Raw genomic sequence first — 16,401 nt, 5'->3', positions numbered from 1 at the left:
GCGCGTCAGCGCGCCCGGCCCGCCAGGGACGCCTCCCGGAGCAGGGCGCACAGCTCGGTGAGCTCCGCCGGGCCGAGCACCGCGTACGCGCGGGCGACGAGGTCGTCGGTCAGCGCCTCTGCCCTGGCCCTGCGCTCCACCGCCTCCGCCGACGGCGCGGGGTAGGGCTCGGGCCAGGCGAGGAAGCGGGCGACATCGGTGGTGCGGCCGTAAGGAACGGGGGTCCCGGCGTCGGCGGCGCCCACGAGGGTGGCCTCCAGCGGGCCGAGTCCCTCCGCCACCACGGCCGTCGCATGCCAGGCGCCGCGCAGTTCCCGCACGACGTGCAGCAGGTGTGCCGCGAGGGCGGGCCCGCCGTCGGGCCGCGGCATGGCCCGCCATCCGGCGAACAGCGGCGCGCAGTAGACGTCCGCGCCGTCGGCGACGGTGGCGAGCAGCTCGGCCAGCCGGTCGGCGTTTGCGAAGCCGGCGAGCCTGCGCCGTCCCCAGTCGTGGCAGGCCCCTGCGTAGAGCGCGGCGGCCTCCTCCGCGGGGAGTTTGCGCCCGCCCTCCCACGACTCGCGCACGTGCCCGGCCGGGAAGAAGACGACCGCCGCGAGCACGACGTCGGCGTCCACCTCGCCGAGGACGCCGCACCTGCCCCGGAAGTACATCTCCCGTGGGCCGAGACCGTGCCGCTCGCACAGCGCCTTGACCTCGCGGGAGAGCATGAAGCCCCCGCCGAGGGCCCCGACGACCGCCTTCGTCTCCACCACCGCGTCACGCGCGTCCATGCGCCCTCCTCGGTCCGGTCTCCCAGACTCACGGTGGCGGATCAGAACAAGATTCTGCAAGTCCTCCGGAACGATCAGAGGACGGCGGGCCACTCCCCCGAGGCGACGAGGACGGCCGGGCCGGACAGATAGCTCGTGTCCTCCTCCAGCCTGACGGTGACCGTGCCGCCGAGGACCCGGACCTCCCAGGTGCCGGTGGTCTCCCCGGCGGCATGGGCCGCGGCGACGGCCGTCGCGACCGCGCCGGTGCCGCACGACCGCGTCTCGCCCGCGCCCCGCTCGTGCACCCGCATCGACACCTTGTGGTCGCCCAGCATGTTGAAGATCTCGACGTTGACGCCCTCGGGGTAGACCCCGCGGTCGAAGGCGGGCGCGCGGCCGAGGTCGAACCCCGCCACCGGCTCCTCCACGGCGCACGCCAGGTGGGGGTTGCCCATGTTCACGTTCACGCCGCGGCACTCGCGCCCGTCGACCACCGCGCTGCTGTCCCCCAGCACCCGCGGCATGCCCATGTCCACGGTCACGTCGCCCGTCGCCCCGAGCCGTACGCGCTTGAGGCCCCCGCGGGTGGCGACGGCGAACTCGCCGGGCGCCGCGAGGCCCGCGTCCACGAGATAGCGGGCGAAGACCCGGACGCCGTTGCCGCACATCTCGGCGACGCTGCCGTCGGCGTTGCGGTAGTCCATGAACCACTCGGCCTCGCCGGCCAGCCCGGCCGCCTCGGGACAGAGCTTGGTGCGCACCACGCGCAGCACCCCGTCGGCGCCGATGCCCGCGCGCCGGTCGCACAGCGCCGCGACGTCCACCGGGGACAGGTCGAGCGTGGCGTCGGCGTCCGGCAGGATGACGAAGTCGTTCTCGGTGCCGTGGCCCTTCAGAAACCGCATGGCAGCAGTCTAGGAGGCCTCGGTGATCACGCGGATCGCGCGGTCGGCCAGATCGGGCGCGTCGAACGGCAGCCAGACCACCCGGGGGTCGCGGCGGAACCACGACTCCTGCCGCCGGGCGAACCTGCGCGTGGCGCGCACCGTCTCCTCCCGCGCCTGCTCCTCGGTCCACTCCCCCGAGAGGAAGCGCAGCACCTGCGCGTACCCGAGCGCCCTGCTGGCGGTCCTGCCCTCCGCCAGGCCGCGCGCCGCGAGCGCGCGCACCTCGTCGACGAGCCCGGCCTCCCACATGAGGGCGACCCTGCGTTCGATCCGCTCGTCGAGCACCGGCCGCGGCACCTCGACGCCGATCTGCACGCTGTCATAGACGGCGTCGTACGACGGCATCGTGGCGGAGAACGGCCGCCCGGACAGCTCGATGACCTCCAGCGCCCGGACGATCCTGCGGCCGTTGCTCGGCAGGATGTTCTCCGCGGCCACCGGGTCGAGGCCCTTGAGCCGCTCGTAAAGGGGCGCCGGGCCGGTCGCGGCGAGCTCCTTCTCCAGCCGGGCCCGCACGTCGGGGTCGGTGCCCGGGAACTCCAGGTCGTCGATCGCGGCGCGCACGTAGAGCCCGGATCCGCCCGCCAGCACGGGCGCCCTGCCGCGGGAGCGCAGGTCCTCGATCAGCGGGCGGACGAGCCGCTGGTATTCCGCCACGCTGGCGGTCCGCGTCACCGGCCAGAGGTCCAGCAGGTGGTGGGGGACGCCGCGCCGCTCCCGCATGGTCAGCTTGGCCGTGCCGATGTCCATGCCCTCGTAGAGCTGCATGGAGTCGGTGTTGATCACCTCGCCGTCCAGCCGGAGCGCCAGCTCGACGGCGAGATCTGACTTTCCCGCCGCGGTCGCGCCCACGACGGCGATCACAGGTAGCTGCCCCACACCCTCCAGTGTCCCAGCGGCGGAGAGGTCAGATGTCCCAGTCCAGGGTGGGAGGCAGGTGGCCTTCGAGGGTGAGCAGCCACCGCTTGGACTCCACGCCCTCGCCGCCGCTGAAGCCGCCGAGCCCGTTGCTCGCGACGACCCGGTGGCACGGCACGATGATCGGGATCGGGTTGGCGCCCATGATCGAGCCGATGGCCCGCGCCGGGACCCCCGTGCCGCTGCGCGCCGCCAGCTCCCCGTACGTCACCACCTCGCCGTACGGGACGGTCGCGAACAACGTGCCGAGGACCTGCCGCTGGAGCGGCGACATGAGCCGCCAGTCCACCGGCACGCGGAACTCCTTCAGCTCGCCCCGGAAGTAGGCCGTCAGTTCCTCCCGGGCGGCGGCCGTACGGGCCGGGTCGTCGGCGACGGCCATCCCGAGACGATCGGCGACGCTCTCCCTGAACCGGGGGCCGTCCTGGAAGTGCGTCGCGACGACCCCGTCTTCGGTGACGGCGGCGACCACGTCGCCCACCTTGGCCGGTACGGTCGCGAACGCCACCGTGCTGCTGTCCATGCGTCCCATTCTGCGCGCGCCCGGGCGGGGTAGGGTGATCGGGTGCTGGTCGCCGCTGCCGTCTGCCCGCATCCTCCGCTGCTCGTCCCGCAGGTCGCCGGGGCCGCCGCACCCGAACTCGACGATCTTCGCGCGGCCTGCGCCGCCGCGGTCGGCTCGCTTCTCGACGCCCGCGCCGACGTGCTGGCCGTGGCCGGCGGCGCCGACGCCACCGCGTCCTTCCCCGGCGACGCCGCGGGGACGCTGCGCCCGTGGGGCCCGGACGTACGGGTCGGCCCGGGCGATCCCGTCCTGCCCCTGTCGCTGACGATCGGCCGCTGGCTGCTGGAACAGGCGTCGTCCGGAGGCGACCTGCCCGCGCTGCGGTTCGAGGCGGTCGGGTTCGACGCCCCGCCGGGCGAGTGCGCCGCGCTGGGCCGCCGCCTGGCGGACTCGGCGGGGCGGGTGGCGCTGCTGGTGATGGGCGACGGCTCGGCCAGGCGCACCGAGAAGGCGCCGGGTTACATCCACCCCGGCGCGGTGCCGTACGACGAGGTGATCGCCGCCGCGCTCGCCTCTGGCGACGCCGGCCGCCTGCTGGGCCTCGACCCCGGCGAGGCGCGGGAGCTGTGGGCGGCGGGCCGCGCGGCCCTCCAGGTCCTCGGCGGCGCGGCCCGGACGGCACCCGCCGCCTGCGAGCTGATGTATGACGACGCGCCGTACGGCGTGGGCTACTTCGCCGCCCGCTGGGCCTGGTAGTCCGCGCGCTTCGGCACGGGGACGCGCATGAGGTCGCGCGCCGTCACGACGTCCCCGGCGTAGGACGTGCGCACCTCGTCGACGAAGCGCGGCTCGTCCGCCGTCGTGTAGCGCTCGGAGAAGTGGGTGAGCACCAGCCGCCGCACCCCGCAGGCCGCCGCGATCCGCCCCGCCTGGGCCGCCGTCAGGTGCCCGTACTGCGCGGCCAGCGCGCTCTCGTCCGACAGGAAGGTCGACTCGATCACCAACAGGTCGACGCCGTCGGCCAGGGCGAACGCGCCGTCGCACATCCGGGTGTCCATCACGAAGGCGGCGCTCTGGCCCGGCTTGGGGGCGCTGCACTCGTCGAGCGTGACGGTCGTGCCGTCGGGCAGGGTCAGCGAGCCGTGCCGCTGAAGCTCGCCGATCATCCGTCCGCGCACGCCCCGCCTGGCCAGTTCGCCGGGCAGCATGCGGCGTCCGCCCGGCTCGTCCACGCGATAGCCGTACGACTGGACGGGATGCGACAGCGGCCGCGCGGTCAGCGTCACGGGTCCCGCCGGCCACCGGGTCACCTCGCCGGAGACCGGACGCGGCGCGATCACGTCGGTGTCGGCGAAGGCCGACGCGTTGCGCAGCCTGCCCCAGTACGTCTCGCCGCTCGCGGGGTAGGCCGCCCGCACCTCGTGGGTCACCTTGTCCCTGGCGATCCGCTGGACCACGCCGGGCACTCCCAGGCAGTGGTCGCCGTGGAAGTGCGTGACGCAGATCCAGGTGATGTCGTGCGCGCTCACCCCGGCGTGCAGCATCTGCCGCTGGGTGCCCTCGCCCGGGTCGAACAGGAACCCTTCGCCGTCCCAGCGCAGCAGATAACCGTTGTGGTTGCGGTGACGCGTGGGCACCGCGCTGGAGGTGCCGAGGACGACCAGTTCACGAACGGACACACGGCGATGCTAGGACGTGTCCGGCAACCGCCGCGTGCGGAGGCATCGGTCGTACGCGGCGTTTCTATGGAAATTGCCTCACTCACTAATATCAGGGACATTTTTCGCGACAATGGCCGTCGGCATATTTGGAGTCCCCGGTAATCGGCGGAACCGCCGCGGGAATTCACATGCGGCGGGCAGACTGAGAAATCGGAAACGACTGCCCGCCGCACGGAAGATCACGACCTTGCCGGATTTCTCCCCAACCCCGCGGCACCGCCGCGAAGGTCACCCCGTTCTCGCCCTCACGGGCGTCGTCGGCGTGATCGCCGTCGCCGGGCTCGGCGTCGTGCTGGCCGTCCTGTCCGGTCGGACCCCCGCGCCCCCGCCCGCCCCGCCGGTGGCCGTCGACCTGGGCGCCGCGGCCACACCGGCACGTCCGGTGCCGGGATCGCCCGCCGCCGACCCCTTCTTCCCGTCGGAAACCGCACCGCCCGATCATGCGTCCGAGCTGCCGGAAACGGAACCGGAACGCGCGGCCGGACATCACGACGAGACCGGAGAAGCGGTCACGCGAGACGGCGCGGAGAACAATTCGGGAAACGACCCGAAAAAGGGGCAGCCGGTGAAAAAACAGCCGGTTCGGGAGCCGCGGGCGCATCGACGCGACGCACCACCGCCCGGCCGCGAGATCGAATCGTCACGGTCGTCCCGGCGTCCCGCCCCGGCGGCGCGCCCCTCCTCCGGGTCCCGGACGCCCTCGACGTCCTCGTCGTCACAGGGCGGCGGAGGCGACTCCGCTGACGGCCTGCCCGGGGAGGCGCGGCAGCCGCGACCGGCCCGCATGGCTCCGCAGGACGCCCGGCAGCAGACCGCACGCGGCTCCACGAGCGACGCCACGATGGCCGAGACCACGAAAGCCGGGAACACCGCGTCCAAGAGCGCTGCGTCCAAGAGCGCCGGGGACACGGACCCGTCCGGCGCGGCGAGCACCCGGGTCGAGGACCCCTGCCTGCAGTTCGACGACGAACTGCGGCGCGCCTACTGCTACGACGTCCTGCGCGCCCTCGGCCAGTGAACGTCGTGTGCCCGCGCGATGGCCGGAATCAGCGGCCGGCCCAGCGTCCCGGAGCGTGCCCCGACCCGCGCCCTTGCCCTGACCTGCCCGACGGCCGGCCCAGCATCCGGGAGCGTGACCTGCCCGGCGACCTGGCCCGTGCCTGACCCGCGCCACTGACTCGCCCAGCGGGCCGGCCCACGGCCTGCCCGGTGCTCCGCTCAGCGGCGCGGCCGGTGACCCCCGTTGAACGCCCGGTGACCCGGCCGTCGCCGGACCCGACGCGTCAGACGGCCGAGCAGGCGGACGGCTCGGCGGGCAGCGGAGCGGGACGCCCGATGGTGGGCATTCCCAGGCTGACCGCGTTGCCCCGCTGCGGAGCGGCCTGCCGGGCCTCCCACGCGTCGCCCGCGCGGGTCCGCCGTACGGACAGGACCTTGTCGGCCACCAGGTGGTGCGGCGCGGCATAGGTCACCTCGACCGTGACCATGTCGCCGGGGCGCGCGTCGGCGGCGGCCTCGCCGGCGAGGTGGACGAGGCGGTTGTCGGCCGCCCGGCCGGACAGGCGGCGGGTGGCGTCGTCCTTGCGGCCCTCGCCCTCGGCGACCAGCACCTCCAGGGTGCGGCCGACCTGCTTCTTGTTCTCCTCCCAGGAGATCTCCTCCTGGAGGGCGACCAGGCGCTCGTAGCGCTCCTGGACGACTTCCTTGGGCACCTGGTCCTCCATCGTGGCGGCGGGGGTGCCGGGCCGGATGGAGTATTGGAACGTGAACGCGTTGGCGAAGCGCGACCGCCGTACGACGTCGAGGGTCTGCTGGAAGTCCTCCTCGGTCTCGCCGGGGAAGCCCACGATGATGTCGGTCGAGATCGCGGCGTCCGGCATCGCGGCCCGGACCCGCTCGATGATCCCGAGGTAGCGCTCGGACCGGTATGACCGGCGCATGGCCTTGAGGATGCGGTCGGAGCCGGACTGCAGCGGCATGTGCAACTGGTGCATCACGTTCGGCGTCTCGGCCATGGCGGCGATCACGTCGTCGGTGAAGGCGGCCGGGTGGGGCGAAGTGAAGCGGACCCGCTCCAGGCCCTCGATGTCGCCGCAGGCCCGCAGCAGCTTGCCGAACGCCAGCCGGTCGCCGAACTCCACGCCGTAGGTGTTGACGTTCTGCCCCAGCAGGGTGATCTCCAGGACGCCCTGGTCGACGAGCGTGCGCACCTCGTTGAGGATGTCGCCGGGACGGCGGTCCTTCTCCTTGCCGCGCAGCGACGGCACGATGCAGAACGTGCAGGTGTTGTTGCACCCGACCGAGATCGCCACCCAGGCCGCGTACGCCGACTCGCGGCGGCTCGGCAGCGTGGAGGGGAAGGTCTCCAGGGACTCCTTGATCTCGACCTGGGCCTCTTCGGCGATCCGGGCCCGCTCCAGCAGCACCGGCAGCGACCCGATGTTGTGAGTGCCGAAGACCACGTCCACCCACGGGGCCCGGCGGACGATCTCGCCCTGGTCCTTCTGCGCCAGGCACCCGCCGACCGCGATCTGCATGCCCTTGCGGGCCATCTTGATCGGTCTCAGGTGGCCCAGGTTGCCGTAGAGCCGGTTGTCGGCGTTCTCGCGTACGGCACAGGTGTTGAACACGACGACGTCCGGCGTGTCGCCTTCGGCCGCGCGGACGTATCCGGCGTCCTCCAGCAGCCCGGACAGCCGCTCCGAGTCGTGCACGTTCATCTGGCAGCCGTAGGTCCGCACCTCGTAGGTCCGGGCCGCGCTTTCGGCGCCCTGGGTCGTCGCAGTCTGTGTGGTCGCAGTCATCGCACTACCAGGGTAGGCGCTTCGCCGCCCCTGCCCGTACCCGAACGTCGCACACCCGGCTGCGACGTGACGCATGGCGAGCCCTGCCGGACCATGCCGGGCGCGGACCCAATCGCGGACCCAATCGTGGACACGGAGCCGCCGTCATGACCCCGGCTCGCTTCTTTCATTACCCAGGCTTGTAACAACGGAAAGTTTCGTTTTATTGAGTCATTCATGTCTATGTGGTGCCCTTGTGAGGGCAGAAACCAACGCTCCCCACCGATTGGCCGAAACGATGCCCAACTGGAACCGATCATCCATTCTCGTCCGCAGGACGGTCGGTTACTCCATCGCCGCAGCGCTGGTCTGCACCGGGGTCAGCCTGCTCTTCCTCTTCGTCGTGGGCAGCAAGGACGCCGACATGGCCCGGGACCGGGCCACCGGGGCGTGGGACCGCACGGTGCCCTTGATCAGGGAGGGATACCTCCCCTCCATGCTGCCGGCGGGCCGCGACATCGCGATCCAGGTCCTGAACACGCAGGGACAGGTCGTCGCGTCCACGCCGCAACTCGCGCACAAGCCCCCGATGGCCACCTTCCGCGCGCCCAGCGCGAGCGTGCACGCCGAACGGGTGCTGTGCCCTCCCGCCGGGCTGAAGGACTGCATGACCGTCTTCTCGTACAAGGTCTATCAGCCGGACGGGCCGTGGCTCCTCTACATCGCGGTTCCAACCGTCCCCTGGTTCGGGAACACGGCGGCGTTGTCCTTCGCGATCGGCATGTCCCTGCTCGCGACCGCGATGACGGCGGCCGGGACCTTCCACGTGGTCAAGAGGGACATGACCGCGGTGGACGCCATCCGCACGGAACTGGCGGAGATCACCGCCACCCATCTGCACCGCCGGGTCCCCGTGGCGTGCGACAACCAGGAGGAGATCAACCTCCTGGCCGGAACGGTGAACGACACCCTCGACCGGCTCGAAGGCGCGTACAAGCAACTGCGGCAGTTCACCTCGGACGCCTCGCACGACCTGCGCAGCCCCCTCACCGCCATGCGGACGCAGCTCGAAGACGCCCTCATGCATCCGGACGACACCGACTGGCCGAGGATGGCCGGGGCGGTGCTCACCGGCGTGGACCGGCTCCAGGCGATCGTGACCGACCTGCTGACCCTGGCCAGGCTGGACGCCCGCGCACCGCTCGACCTCAGTGCGACCGACCTCGGCCGGTTGGTCGGCGAGGAGCTCGACCGCCACGACTACCGGATGCGGATCGTGCGGGATCTCCGGCGGAACGTGTTCGTCGACTGCGACCCGCTGCGGATCACCCGCCTCCTGGTCAACCTGCTCGACAACGCCGAACGGCACGCCACCTCGCTGATCACCGTCAGCGTGCGGGCCGACGGGCCGACGGCGACGCTGGAGGTCCTCGACGACGGCGCCGGGATCGCCCCGGAACACCGGGAACGGGTCTTCGACCGCTTCACCCGGCTGGACGCCTCACGCGACCGAGACTCCGGGGGGACCGGGCTGGGGCTGGCGATCGCACGGGAGATCGCGGAAGCGCATCACGGCACGCTGACCATCCAGGACAGCGAAAAGGGAGCACGGTTCGTCCTGCGCCTGCCCGTCCGCGAAGCGCCGCAGACCTCCGGCCGCAGTTCGCACGGCACCGGTCATGCCGGCCTTTTCAGCTTTCCGGTCATTCGGTGAGTTCCCCGTCAGTCGATCAAGCCGCTCTCCGGCCCCGATGAGCCCCGTCCCACCGCCGGCCGCCGGAGCCGTACGGACAAACCGGGAGTGATGTCCTGAGCAGCCGGGATGTGATCTATTCGGTACCGCTCCGTTAGTGACGCGGCGACGTTGACCCCCCTACGTTGTTGACCATGACGGAGATCAGTGGTTCCGACCCGCTTGTCAGACTGGAGGGAGTCAACAAGCATTTCGGTCCCCTGCATGTGCTCAGGGACATCGACCTGAGCGTGGGCCGGGGCGAGGTGGTCGTCGTCATCGGCCCGTCCGGCAGCGGCAAGTCCACGCTGTGCCGGGTGATCAACCGGCTGGAGACTATCGACACCGGGACCATCGTCTTCGACGGGCGGGAGCTGCCCGCGGAGGGCCGGGCCCTGGCCCGCCTGCGGTCCGAGGTCGGGATGGTGTTCCAGTCCTTCAACCTCTTCTCGCACAAGACGATCCTGGAGAACGTCACGCTCGGCCCGACCAGGGTGCGCAAGGTCGCCCGGCAGCAGGCCGAGCAGCGGGGCATGGAACTGCTCGAACGGGTCGGCATCGCCACGCAGGCGGGCAAGTATCCCGCCCAGCTTTCCGGCGGCCAGCAGCAGCGCGCGGCCATCGCCCGCGCGCTGGCGATGGACCCCAAGATGATCCTTTTCGACGAGCCCACCTCGGCCCTCGACCCCGAGATGGTCCAGGAGGTGCTCGACGTGATGACCGGTCTGGCCAAGGACGGCATGACGATGATGGTCGTGACCCACGAGATGGGCTTCGCCCGCCGGGCGGCCAACCGGATCGTGTTCATGGCCGACGGCCAGATCGTCGAGGAGGGGTCGCCCTCGGAGTTCTTCACCCAGCCGAGCACCGAGCGCGCCCGCGACTTCCTCTCCAAGATCCTCACTCACTAGATCCCAGCTCACGACAAGCTCCACAAGAAGCGAAAGGTGACGCGGATGCGATTCGGAGCCGGCCTGCTCGCGCTGGCCGCCCTGGCCACCGGCCTGACTGCCTGCGGCAACTCCGGTGCGGACTCGATCGTCGACAAGGCCAAGAACGACAAGAAGCTCGTGGTCGGCATCAAGATCGACCAGCCGGGCTGGGGGCTGAAGAAGCCCGACGGCAGCTACGGCGGATTCGACGTCGACGTGGCGAGGTACGTCGCCAAGGAACTCGGCGTGCCGGAGAGCGGGATCACGTTCAAGGAGGCCCAGTCGGCCAACCGCGAGCCGTTCATCCAGCAGGGCCAGGTGGACATGGTCGTCGCGACCTACTCCATCACCGACGAGCGCAAGCAGAAGATCTCCTTCGCCGGGCCCTACCTGGTCACCGGACAGGACATCCTCGTCCGCGCCGACGACACCTCGATCACCGGGGTCGAGTCCCTCAAGGACAAGAAGGTCTGCGGCGCCCAGGGCTCGTCGTCGCCGAAGCGGCTCGCCGACAAGTTCGGGCCCGAGTGGGAGTCCAAGAACCTCACCCAGCAGCAGGGGTACGGCGCCTGCCTGCCGCTGCTGGAGAACAACCAGGTCGACGCCATCTCCACGGACGCGACGATCCTCGCCGGGTTCGCCGCCCAGTTCCCCGGCAAGTTCAAGCTGATCGGCCAGCCGTTCAGCGAGGAGCGGTACGGCATCGGCATCAAGAAGGACGACAAGGCCGGCCGTGACGCGATCAACAACGCCATCGAGAAGTTCTTCAACGACGGCAGCTGGCGTGCGGCCCTCGACGCCAACCTCGGCGAGTTCGGCAAGTACTTCACCACGCCGCCGGCCGTCGACCGCTACTAGGACGGCGCGGAAGCGGCACTGAGAGGAGGCCGGCGGTGGAGGCCGTCGTCGACGAGCTTCCCGTCATCCTCGGCGCGTTCTGGCTGACGGTGAAGCTCACGGTGGTCAGCGGGGTGATCTCGCTGGTCTGGGGGATCGTGCTGGCGGCCATGCGCGTCAGTCCGCTGCCGGTGCTGCGAGGGGCGGGCGCGGTGTACGTCAACGTGCTGCGTAACACGCCCCTCACGCTCATCATCGTGTTCTGCGGCCTCGGCCTGGGCACGGTGATGAGCGTCCAGTTCTCCCGGGACGACCTGTCGCTCAACAGCTTCTGGCTGTCGATCATCGGGTTGTCCGCCTACACCTCCGCCTTCGTGTGCGAGGTCGTGAGGTCCGGGATCAACACCGTGCCGCTCGGGCAGGCGGAGGCGGCCCGGGCGATCGGGCTGACGTTCCTGCAGACGCTCCGCCTGGTGATCCTCCCCCAGGCGGTGCGCACGGTCATCGCTCCGCTCGGCAGCCTGCTGAACGCCCTGGTCAAGAACACGACGGTAGCGGCGGCGATCGGCGTCATGGAGGCGGCGCTGCGGATGAAGAACCTGTTCGACGCCCACGGAGACGCGATCATTCCCATCTTCCTCGGCTTCGCCGCCGGGTTCGTCGTGCTGACCCTCCCCTTGAACCTGCTGTCCGGCCGGCTGGCCCGGCGCCTGGCGGTGATCCGATGAGCGGACGCGGCGCCACCGTCCTCTACGACGTCCCGGGCCCGCGCGCCCGCCTGCGCAACAACGTGCTGACCCTCGTGTTCGGCGTCGTCCTGCTGCTGGTGGCGTACTTCGTCTGGACGAAGTTCGACGAGAAGGGCCAGTGGGACGGCAAGCTGTGGGAGCCGTTCCTGCGGGGCGAGACCTGGACCGAGCTGATCCTGCCCGGGCTGCTCAACACGCTGGTCGCCGCCGCGCTCGCCGCGGTGCTCGCGCTGCTGTTCGGGGCCGTGTTCGGCATCGCCCGTCTGTCGGACCACCGCTGGGTGCGGATCCCGGCCGGGGTGGTCGTCGAGGCGTTCCGCGCGGTCCCGGTGCTCATGCTGATCTTCTTCGCCCAGTACGGCGGGAGCCTCGCCGGGCTGGTCGTGACCGAGTTCGCGGCCGTGGTCTTCGGTCTCACGGTCTACAACGGGTCGGTCCTGGCCGAGATCGTGCGCGCGGGCATCCTCGCCGTGCCGCGCGGCCAGGCCGAGGCGGGATCCGCGATCGGTCTGCGCAAGAACCAGGTGATGCGGCTGATCCTGCTGCCGCAGGCGGTGACCGCGATGATGCCCGCGATCGTCAGCCAGCTCGTGGTGCTGCTCAAGGACACCGCGCTCGGGTTCGTCGTGGCGTACGCCGACCTGCTGAACGCGGGCGCCCGCGTGGTGCCGGCCAACTACGCCAACCTCATCCCCTCGGTCATCGTGATCGCGACGGTCTACATCATGATCAACCTGGCGCTTGGCTACCTCGCCAACTGGCTGGAACGGCGCAGCAGGCGCAGCCGCAAGGTCGCGGCCGACCCGGCCGCCGCCGAGGCGGCCGCGGGCGGCGAGGTCGCGCTGATGCGCTGACCTGCGGGAGTCCCGGGTAAAGGGAGCTTTGCCGTGTCGCTGCTGGCGGGGGGACAGGCTCGACCTCGATATTGAGCGCGTGTGGCGTGGCGTTGCCGTGGTCGGCGTCCTTGCGGCCGCGTTCCTGACCGGTGGATGCGGGAACGCCGGCACGCTGGTGGTCGGCGTGCGCTCCGGGCAGCCGGGCCTGGTCACCCGGCTCCCCGACGGCCGCTACAGCGGCTTCGACATCGAGGTCGCGCAATACGTCGCCAGGGCGCTCGGCTACCGCGACGACCAGGTCGTCTACACGCTCGACCCCACGCGGGCCGATCTCGTCGTCGGCGCCACCGGCCCCGCGGGCTCCCGGTATGTCGCCGGCCCCTACCTCGTCACCAGCACCGACATCCTCGTACGGGCCGGCGACCTGTCCATCCGCCGCCCGCGTGACCTCGCCCGCAAACGCGTCTGCGCCACCCGGGAGTCCGCCGGGCCGCTCGTGAAGCGGTTCGGCACCCGCTGGCGCCAGGTCTTCCTCGCCGAGGCGAACCTGCCCGCGGCCTGCGCGCCGCTGCTGGCCTCCGGCAGGACCGACGCGATCGTGGCCGACGCCCCCGTGCTCGCCGGGCTGTCGGCGCAGTATCCCGGCAGGTTCCGCTTCAGCGGCGGGTCCCTGGCCACCGAGAAGTACGGCATCGCCGCCGAGACGCCCGCGCTGCGCGACCAGGTCGAGGAGGCGCTGCGCCGGATGTTCGACGACGGCACCTGGAAGCGTACGGTGATCGACCAGCTCGGCGCGCTCGCCACCCGCTACACCACTCCCCCGTCCCTCGACTGACGCGTTGCCGCATTCACGCCCCCGGAAGCGGGCTCGTCCGGCAGGATGCGGTCATGCCCCCCACGCCTGGCCCGAGGCCGTTCTCGCCACGGCCGTCGTCCATCTCCACCGCCGACGTCGCACGCGCCGGCCGGCGGCTCGGCTTCCCGACCGTGCTGGGCGGGGAGACGTGGTGGGAGGAGGACCGCCCCGCCGAGGGCGGCCGCCGCACCGTCGTCCACCGGGCCGCCGACGGCTCCCTCACCGACCTGCTCCCCGCGCCCTGGGACGCCCGTACGCGCGTGCACGAGTACGGCGGCCGGTCCTATGTCGTCGTCCCCGGCCACGGGATCGTCTTCGCGCACCACGCCGACCAGAGGCTCTATCTCGCCAGGCCGCGCACCGGCGGCGGCCCGGGAGTGGAGCGGCCCTCTCCGGTCACGCCGGAGCCCGACGAGCCCGGCACGCTGCGCTACGCCGACCTGCGGGTCCAGGACGGCGCGGATGGTCTGCGGGTGTGGTGCGTCCGGGAACGCCACCACCACGATGCCAAGGTCACCCGCTCGATCGTGGCCATTGATCCGATCGGCGGCGAGATCGCCGAGGTGGTCACCGGCAGCGACTTCTACGCCTCGCCCACGCCGTCCCCCGACGGCCGGCACCTCGCCTACATCTGCTGGAACCATCCCCACATGCCCTGGACCGGCACCGAGCTGCGGGTCACGCGGCTGTCCGACGGCGCCACGCGGACGGTGCTGGGCGGCACCGCCGAGTCGGTCCTCGCGCCGGTGTGGTGCGACGAGCGGCGCCTGTACGCGGTCTCCGATCGGTCGGGCTGGTGGAACCTCTACCGGGCCGACATCACCGGCTCGTCGTGCGAGACCCTCTGCCCGGCGGAGGAGGAGTTCACCGGCCCGCTGTGGCAGCTCGGCGGCCTGCCGTACGCCGTGCTGGGCGACGGGCGGCTCGCCGTGCTGCACGGACGCGGCGACCTGCGCCTGAGCGTCCTCGACCCGGAGACGCGTACGCTCTCCGATCTCGACGTCCCCTTCCAGGGCTGGGCGCCCATGCTGGACGCGGACGGCGACGTGCTCGTCGGCCTCGGCTACCGGGCGGGCGCGCCGCGTTCGGTCGTCCGGATCGACACCACCGCAGGCCCCGGAGACCCCGCCGACGGCCATGCCGACCGCGGCGAGGGCGAGGCCGACCACGGCGGGAGCGGCCTCGACCGACCTGCCGATCTGAGCCCCGGAGACCCGGCCGACGACCGCGCCGACCGTAGCCCTGGTGCCCTGGCCGCTCGGGTGGCTCGGGCCGCTCGGGTGGCTCGGGCCGCTCGGGTGGCTCGGGCCGAGGAACTGCGCCGGGAGATCGACGACGTCCCCGCCGATGCTCTTCCCACGCCTCGTGCCGTCGAGTTCGGGGCGGCGCCCGGCGTCCGCGTCCACGCGTACCTGTATCCGCCGCGACAGCCGGATGAGGGCGGCGCGCCCTACGTCGTGTTCGTGCACGGCGGGCCCACCGGGCACGCGACGAGCGAGCTCAGCCTGGACAAGGCGTTCTTCACCAGCCGCGGCATCGGCGTGATCGACGTCAACTACGGCGGATCCAGCGGATATGGCCGGGCCTACCGGGAGCGCCTGCGCGGCCGGTGGGGCGTGACCGATGTGGAGGACGTGATCGCCGCGGCCAAGTGGCTGGTCGTGGAAGGTCTCGCCGACCCCGCGCGGATCGCCGTACGCGGCGCGAGCGCGGGCGGGTGGACGGTCATGGCCGCCTGCGGCGCGTCGGACGTCTTCGCGGGCGGCGTCTCGGTGGCGGGCGTCAGCGCGCTCGGGCCGCTCGTCGCGGCCACCCACGACTTCGAGTCGCGCTATGTGGAGTGGCTGGTCGGCCCCGAGGACCGGTATGGCGAGCGCGAGCCGCTGGCCCGGGCCGACCGGGTGAACTGCCCCATGCTGCTCATGCAGGGGCTCGCCGACCCGGTGGTGCCGCCGGCCCAGTCGCGGGCGTTCGCCGAGCGCCTGCTGGCGCGCGGCGTGCCCTGCACCTATCTGACCTTCGAGGGAGAGGCCCACGGATTCCGGCGGCTGGAGACCAGAGCGGCGGCGCTCGCCGCCGAGTTGTCGTTCTACCTGCAGATCTTCCGCTGAGCGGAGCCGGTCATCCGTCCGTCCCGGCGAGAAGCGTGCGCATCCGGTCGATCTCGATGCGCTGGTCCGCATCGACATGGGTGACGAACTGGTTGATCTCCGACTCCTCGCCTCCCCCGTCACCGAAGAGCCGCTCCACCATGGTCAGCGCTCCCAGGTGGTGCTGGATCATGTACTCGTAGAAGAGCCGGTCGAACCGCGCTCCCTTGGCCTGCTCCAGCTCGGCGAACTGCGCCTCGCTGAGCATGCCGGGCATGAGCTCCCCGCCGCCGTGGTCGTGTCCCCCGCCGGAGCCCACGCTCGGCACCTGCTGGAGCCGGGCCCTGAGCCAGCGCACCATCTGGTCGATCTCGTCCTGCTGGGAGATCTCGATCCGCTTGGCGAAACGCGGGAGGTCGCTGCTCTCGCTGCGCCCGGCGACGAGCGCGGTCATGCGCAGGGCCTGCGAGTGATGCCGGATCATCCCCTGCATGAACCGCACGTCGGCGTCGGTGTACTCCCTGCTGTCGGAGCTCGGCACCTCACCGGCCGGTAAGACCTTGCTGCCCTGTCCCGGTGCCCCCGGCTGCACGACGTTCACCGTGGCGGGGGGTGCGGCGGTCTCGGCCGTACAGGCACTGATCGCGGCGGCGGCCAGCGCGAGCGCGAGAAGCTGCCGTAACGACGGGGAGGAGATCATGGCCTGCGCTCGCTTCGTCGGCGGTTGGGGGGATACCGGC

At 71.7% G+C, this 16,401-nt stretch carries 16 protein-coding genes; 9 read left to right on the top strand and 7 right to left on the bottom strand.

The genetic code is table 11. From position 1 onward, the window contains the following. Nucleotides 1-5 precede the first annotated feature (5 nt). The 4 genes from OHB01_RS21840 to OHB01_RS21825 form a co-directional block, all read right to left on the bottom strand. Nucleotides 6-773, bottom strand: coding sequence for an SCO6745 family protein (locus tag OHB01_RS21840; protein WP_328853902.1), 768 nt, complete (start codon nucleotides 771-773; stop codon nucleotides 6-8). 74 nt (nucleotides 774-847) lie between these two features. Then, nucleotides 848-1,660 carry a diaminopimelate epimerase gene (dapF, locus tag OHB01_RS21835; RefSeq protein WP_142650557.1) on the bottom strand — a complete coding sequence of 271 codons (813 nt, stop codon included), beginning with the start codon at nucleotides 1,658-1,660 and terminating at the stop codon, nucleotides 848-850. A 9-nt stretch (nucleotides 1,661-1,669) separates the two neighbouring features. Continuing rightward, nucleotides 1,670-2,581, bottom strand: coding sequence for a tRNA (adenosine(37)-N6)-dimethylallyltransferase MiaA (miaA, locus tag OHB01_RS21830; RefSeq protein ID WP_142650556.1), 912 nt, complete (start codon nucleotides 2,579-2,581; stop codon nucleotides 1,670-1,672). A 28-nt stretch (nucleotides 2,582-2,609) separates the two neighbouring features. Then, complete coding sequence (locus OHB01_RS21825; RefSeq protein WP_142650555.1) at nucleotides 2,610-3,143, bottom strand: methylated-DNA--[protein]-cysteine S-methyltransferase; 534 nt, start codon at nucleotides 3,141-3,143, stop codon at nucleotides 2,610-2,612. A gap of 42 nt (nucleotides 3,144-3,185) precedes the next feature. Between OHB01_RS21825 and OHB01_RS21820 the strand changes: the two genes are divergently transcribed. Beyond that, entirely contained in the window at nucleotides 3,186-3,881 is a 696-nt protein-coding gene (locus tag OHB01_RS21820; protein WP_328709522.1) for a class III extradiol dioxygenase subunit B-like domain-containing protein, read from the top strand. On the opposite strand, the gene OHB01_RS21815 is transcribed toward OHB01_RS21820, so the two are convergent. Beyond that, a complete protein-coding gene (locus OHB01_RS21815; RefSeq protein ID WP_142650553.1) occupies nucleotides 3,854-4,804 on the bottom strand; it encodes a ribonuclease Z in 951 nt (316 codons plus the stop codon). The two genes, OHB01_RS21820 and OHB01_RS21815, sit on opposite strands and share 28 nt — an antisense overlap. A gap of 229 nt (nucleotides 4,805-5,033) precedes the next feature. Here OHB01_RS21815 and OHB01_RS21810 point away from each other — a divergent pair, with 229 nt between their 5' ends. Then, nucleotides 5,034-5,864: a hypothetical protein gene (locus OHB01_RS21810; RefSeq protein ID WP_147943541.1), complete on the top strand. Its 831-nt coding sequence runs from the start codon at nucleotides 5,034-5,036 to the stop codon at nucleotides 5,862-5,864. A gap of 265 nt (nucleotides 5,865-6,129) precedes the next feature. Here OHB01_RS21810 and miaB read toward each other — a convergent pair whose 3' ends face one another. Next, nucleotides 6,130-7,650: a tRNA (N6-isopentenyl adenosine(37)-C2)-methylthiotransferase MiaB gene (miaB, locus tag OHB01_RS21805; RefSeq protein WP_142650551.1), complete on the bottom strand. Its 1,521-nt coding sequence runs from the start codon at nucleotides 7,648-7,650 to the stop codon at nucleotides 6,130-6,132. A gap of 277 nt (nucleotides 7,651-7,927) precedes the next feature. Here miaB and OHB01_RS21800 point away from each other — a divergent pair, with 277 nt between their 5' ends. From OHB01_RS21800 to OHB01_RS21770, 7 genes are all read left to right on the top strand, one after another. Continuing rightward, on the top strand, nucleotides 7,928-9,343 hold the full coding sequence (locus tag OHB01_RS21800) for a sensor histidine kinase (RefSeq protein ID WP_142650550.1): 1,416 nt from the start codon (nucleotides 7,928-7,930) through the stop codon (nucleotides 9,341-9,343). Between the two features lie 173 nt (nucleotides 9,344-9,516). Beyond that, nucleotides 9,517-10,272, top strand: coding sequence for an amino acid ABC transporter ATP-binding protein (locus tag OHB01_RS21795; RefSeq protein WP_142650549.1), 756 nt, complete (start codon nucleotides 9,517-9,519; stop codon nucleotides 10,270-10,272). Nucleotides 10,273-10,317: 45 nt separating this feature from the next. Then, nucleotides 10,318-11,151, top strand: coding sequence for a glutamate ABC transporter substrate-binding protein (locus tag OHB01_RS21790; RefSeq protein WP_142650548.1), 834 nt, complete (start codon nucleotides 10,318-10,320; stop codon nucleotides 11,149-11,151). 35 nt (nucleotides 11,152-11,186) lie between these two features. Beyond that, the gene (locus tag OHB01_RS21785) at nucleotides 11,187-11,858 is read left to right on the top strand and encodes an amino acid ABC transporter permease (protein ID WP_142650547.1); all 672 of its coding nucleotides are present in this window, start codon (nucleotides 11,187-11,189) and stop codon (nucleotides 11,856-11,858) included. After that, entirely contained in the window at nucleotides 11,855-12,733 is an 879-nt protein-coding gene (locus OHB01_RS21780) for an amino acid ABC transporter permease (RefSeq protein ID WP_142650546.1), read from the top strand. Before OHB01_RS21785 ends, OHB01_RS21780 begins: the two co-directional genes overlap by 4 nt. Before the next feature lie 79 nt (nucleotides 12,734-12,812). Then, nucleotides 12,813-13,550 (top strand): transporter substrate-binding domain-containing protein, encoded by a 738-nt coding sequence (locus OHB01_RS21775; protein ID WP_328709520.1) that lies wholly within the window; start codon nucleotides 12,813-12,815, stop codon nucleotides 13,548-13,550. Between the two features lie 53 nt (nucleotides 13,551-13,603). Further along, entirely contained in the window at nucleotides 13,604-15,682 is a 2,079-nt protein-coding gene (locus OHB01_RS21770) for a S9 family peptidase (RefSeq protein WP_328853901.1), read from the top strand. Nucleotides 15,683-15,692: 10 nt separating this feature from the next. Here OHB01_RS21770 and OHB01_RS21765 read toward each other — a convergent pair whose 3' ends face one another. Further along, entirely contained in the window at nucleotides 15,693-16,361 is a 669-nt protein-coding gene (locus OHB01_RS21765; protein ID WP_147943544.1) for a DUF305 domain-containing protein, read from the bottom strand. Between the last annotated feature and the right edge of the window lie 40 nt (nucleotides 16,362-16,401).

Source organism: Microbispora hainanensis (genome assembly GCF_036186745.1).
Lineage (GTDB): Bacteria > Actinomycetota > Actinomycetes > Streptosporangiales > Streptosporangiaceae > Microbispora.
This window is presented reverse-complemented; position numbering and strand designations above follow the sequence as displayed.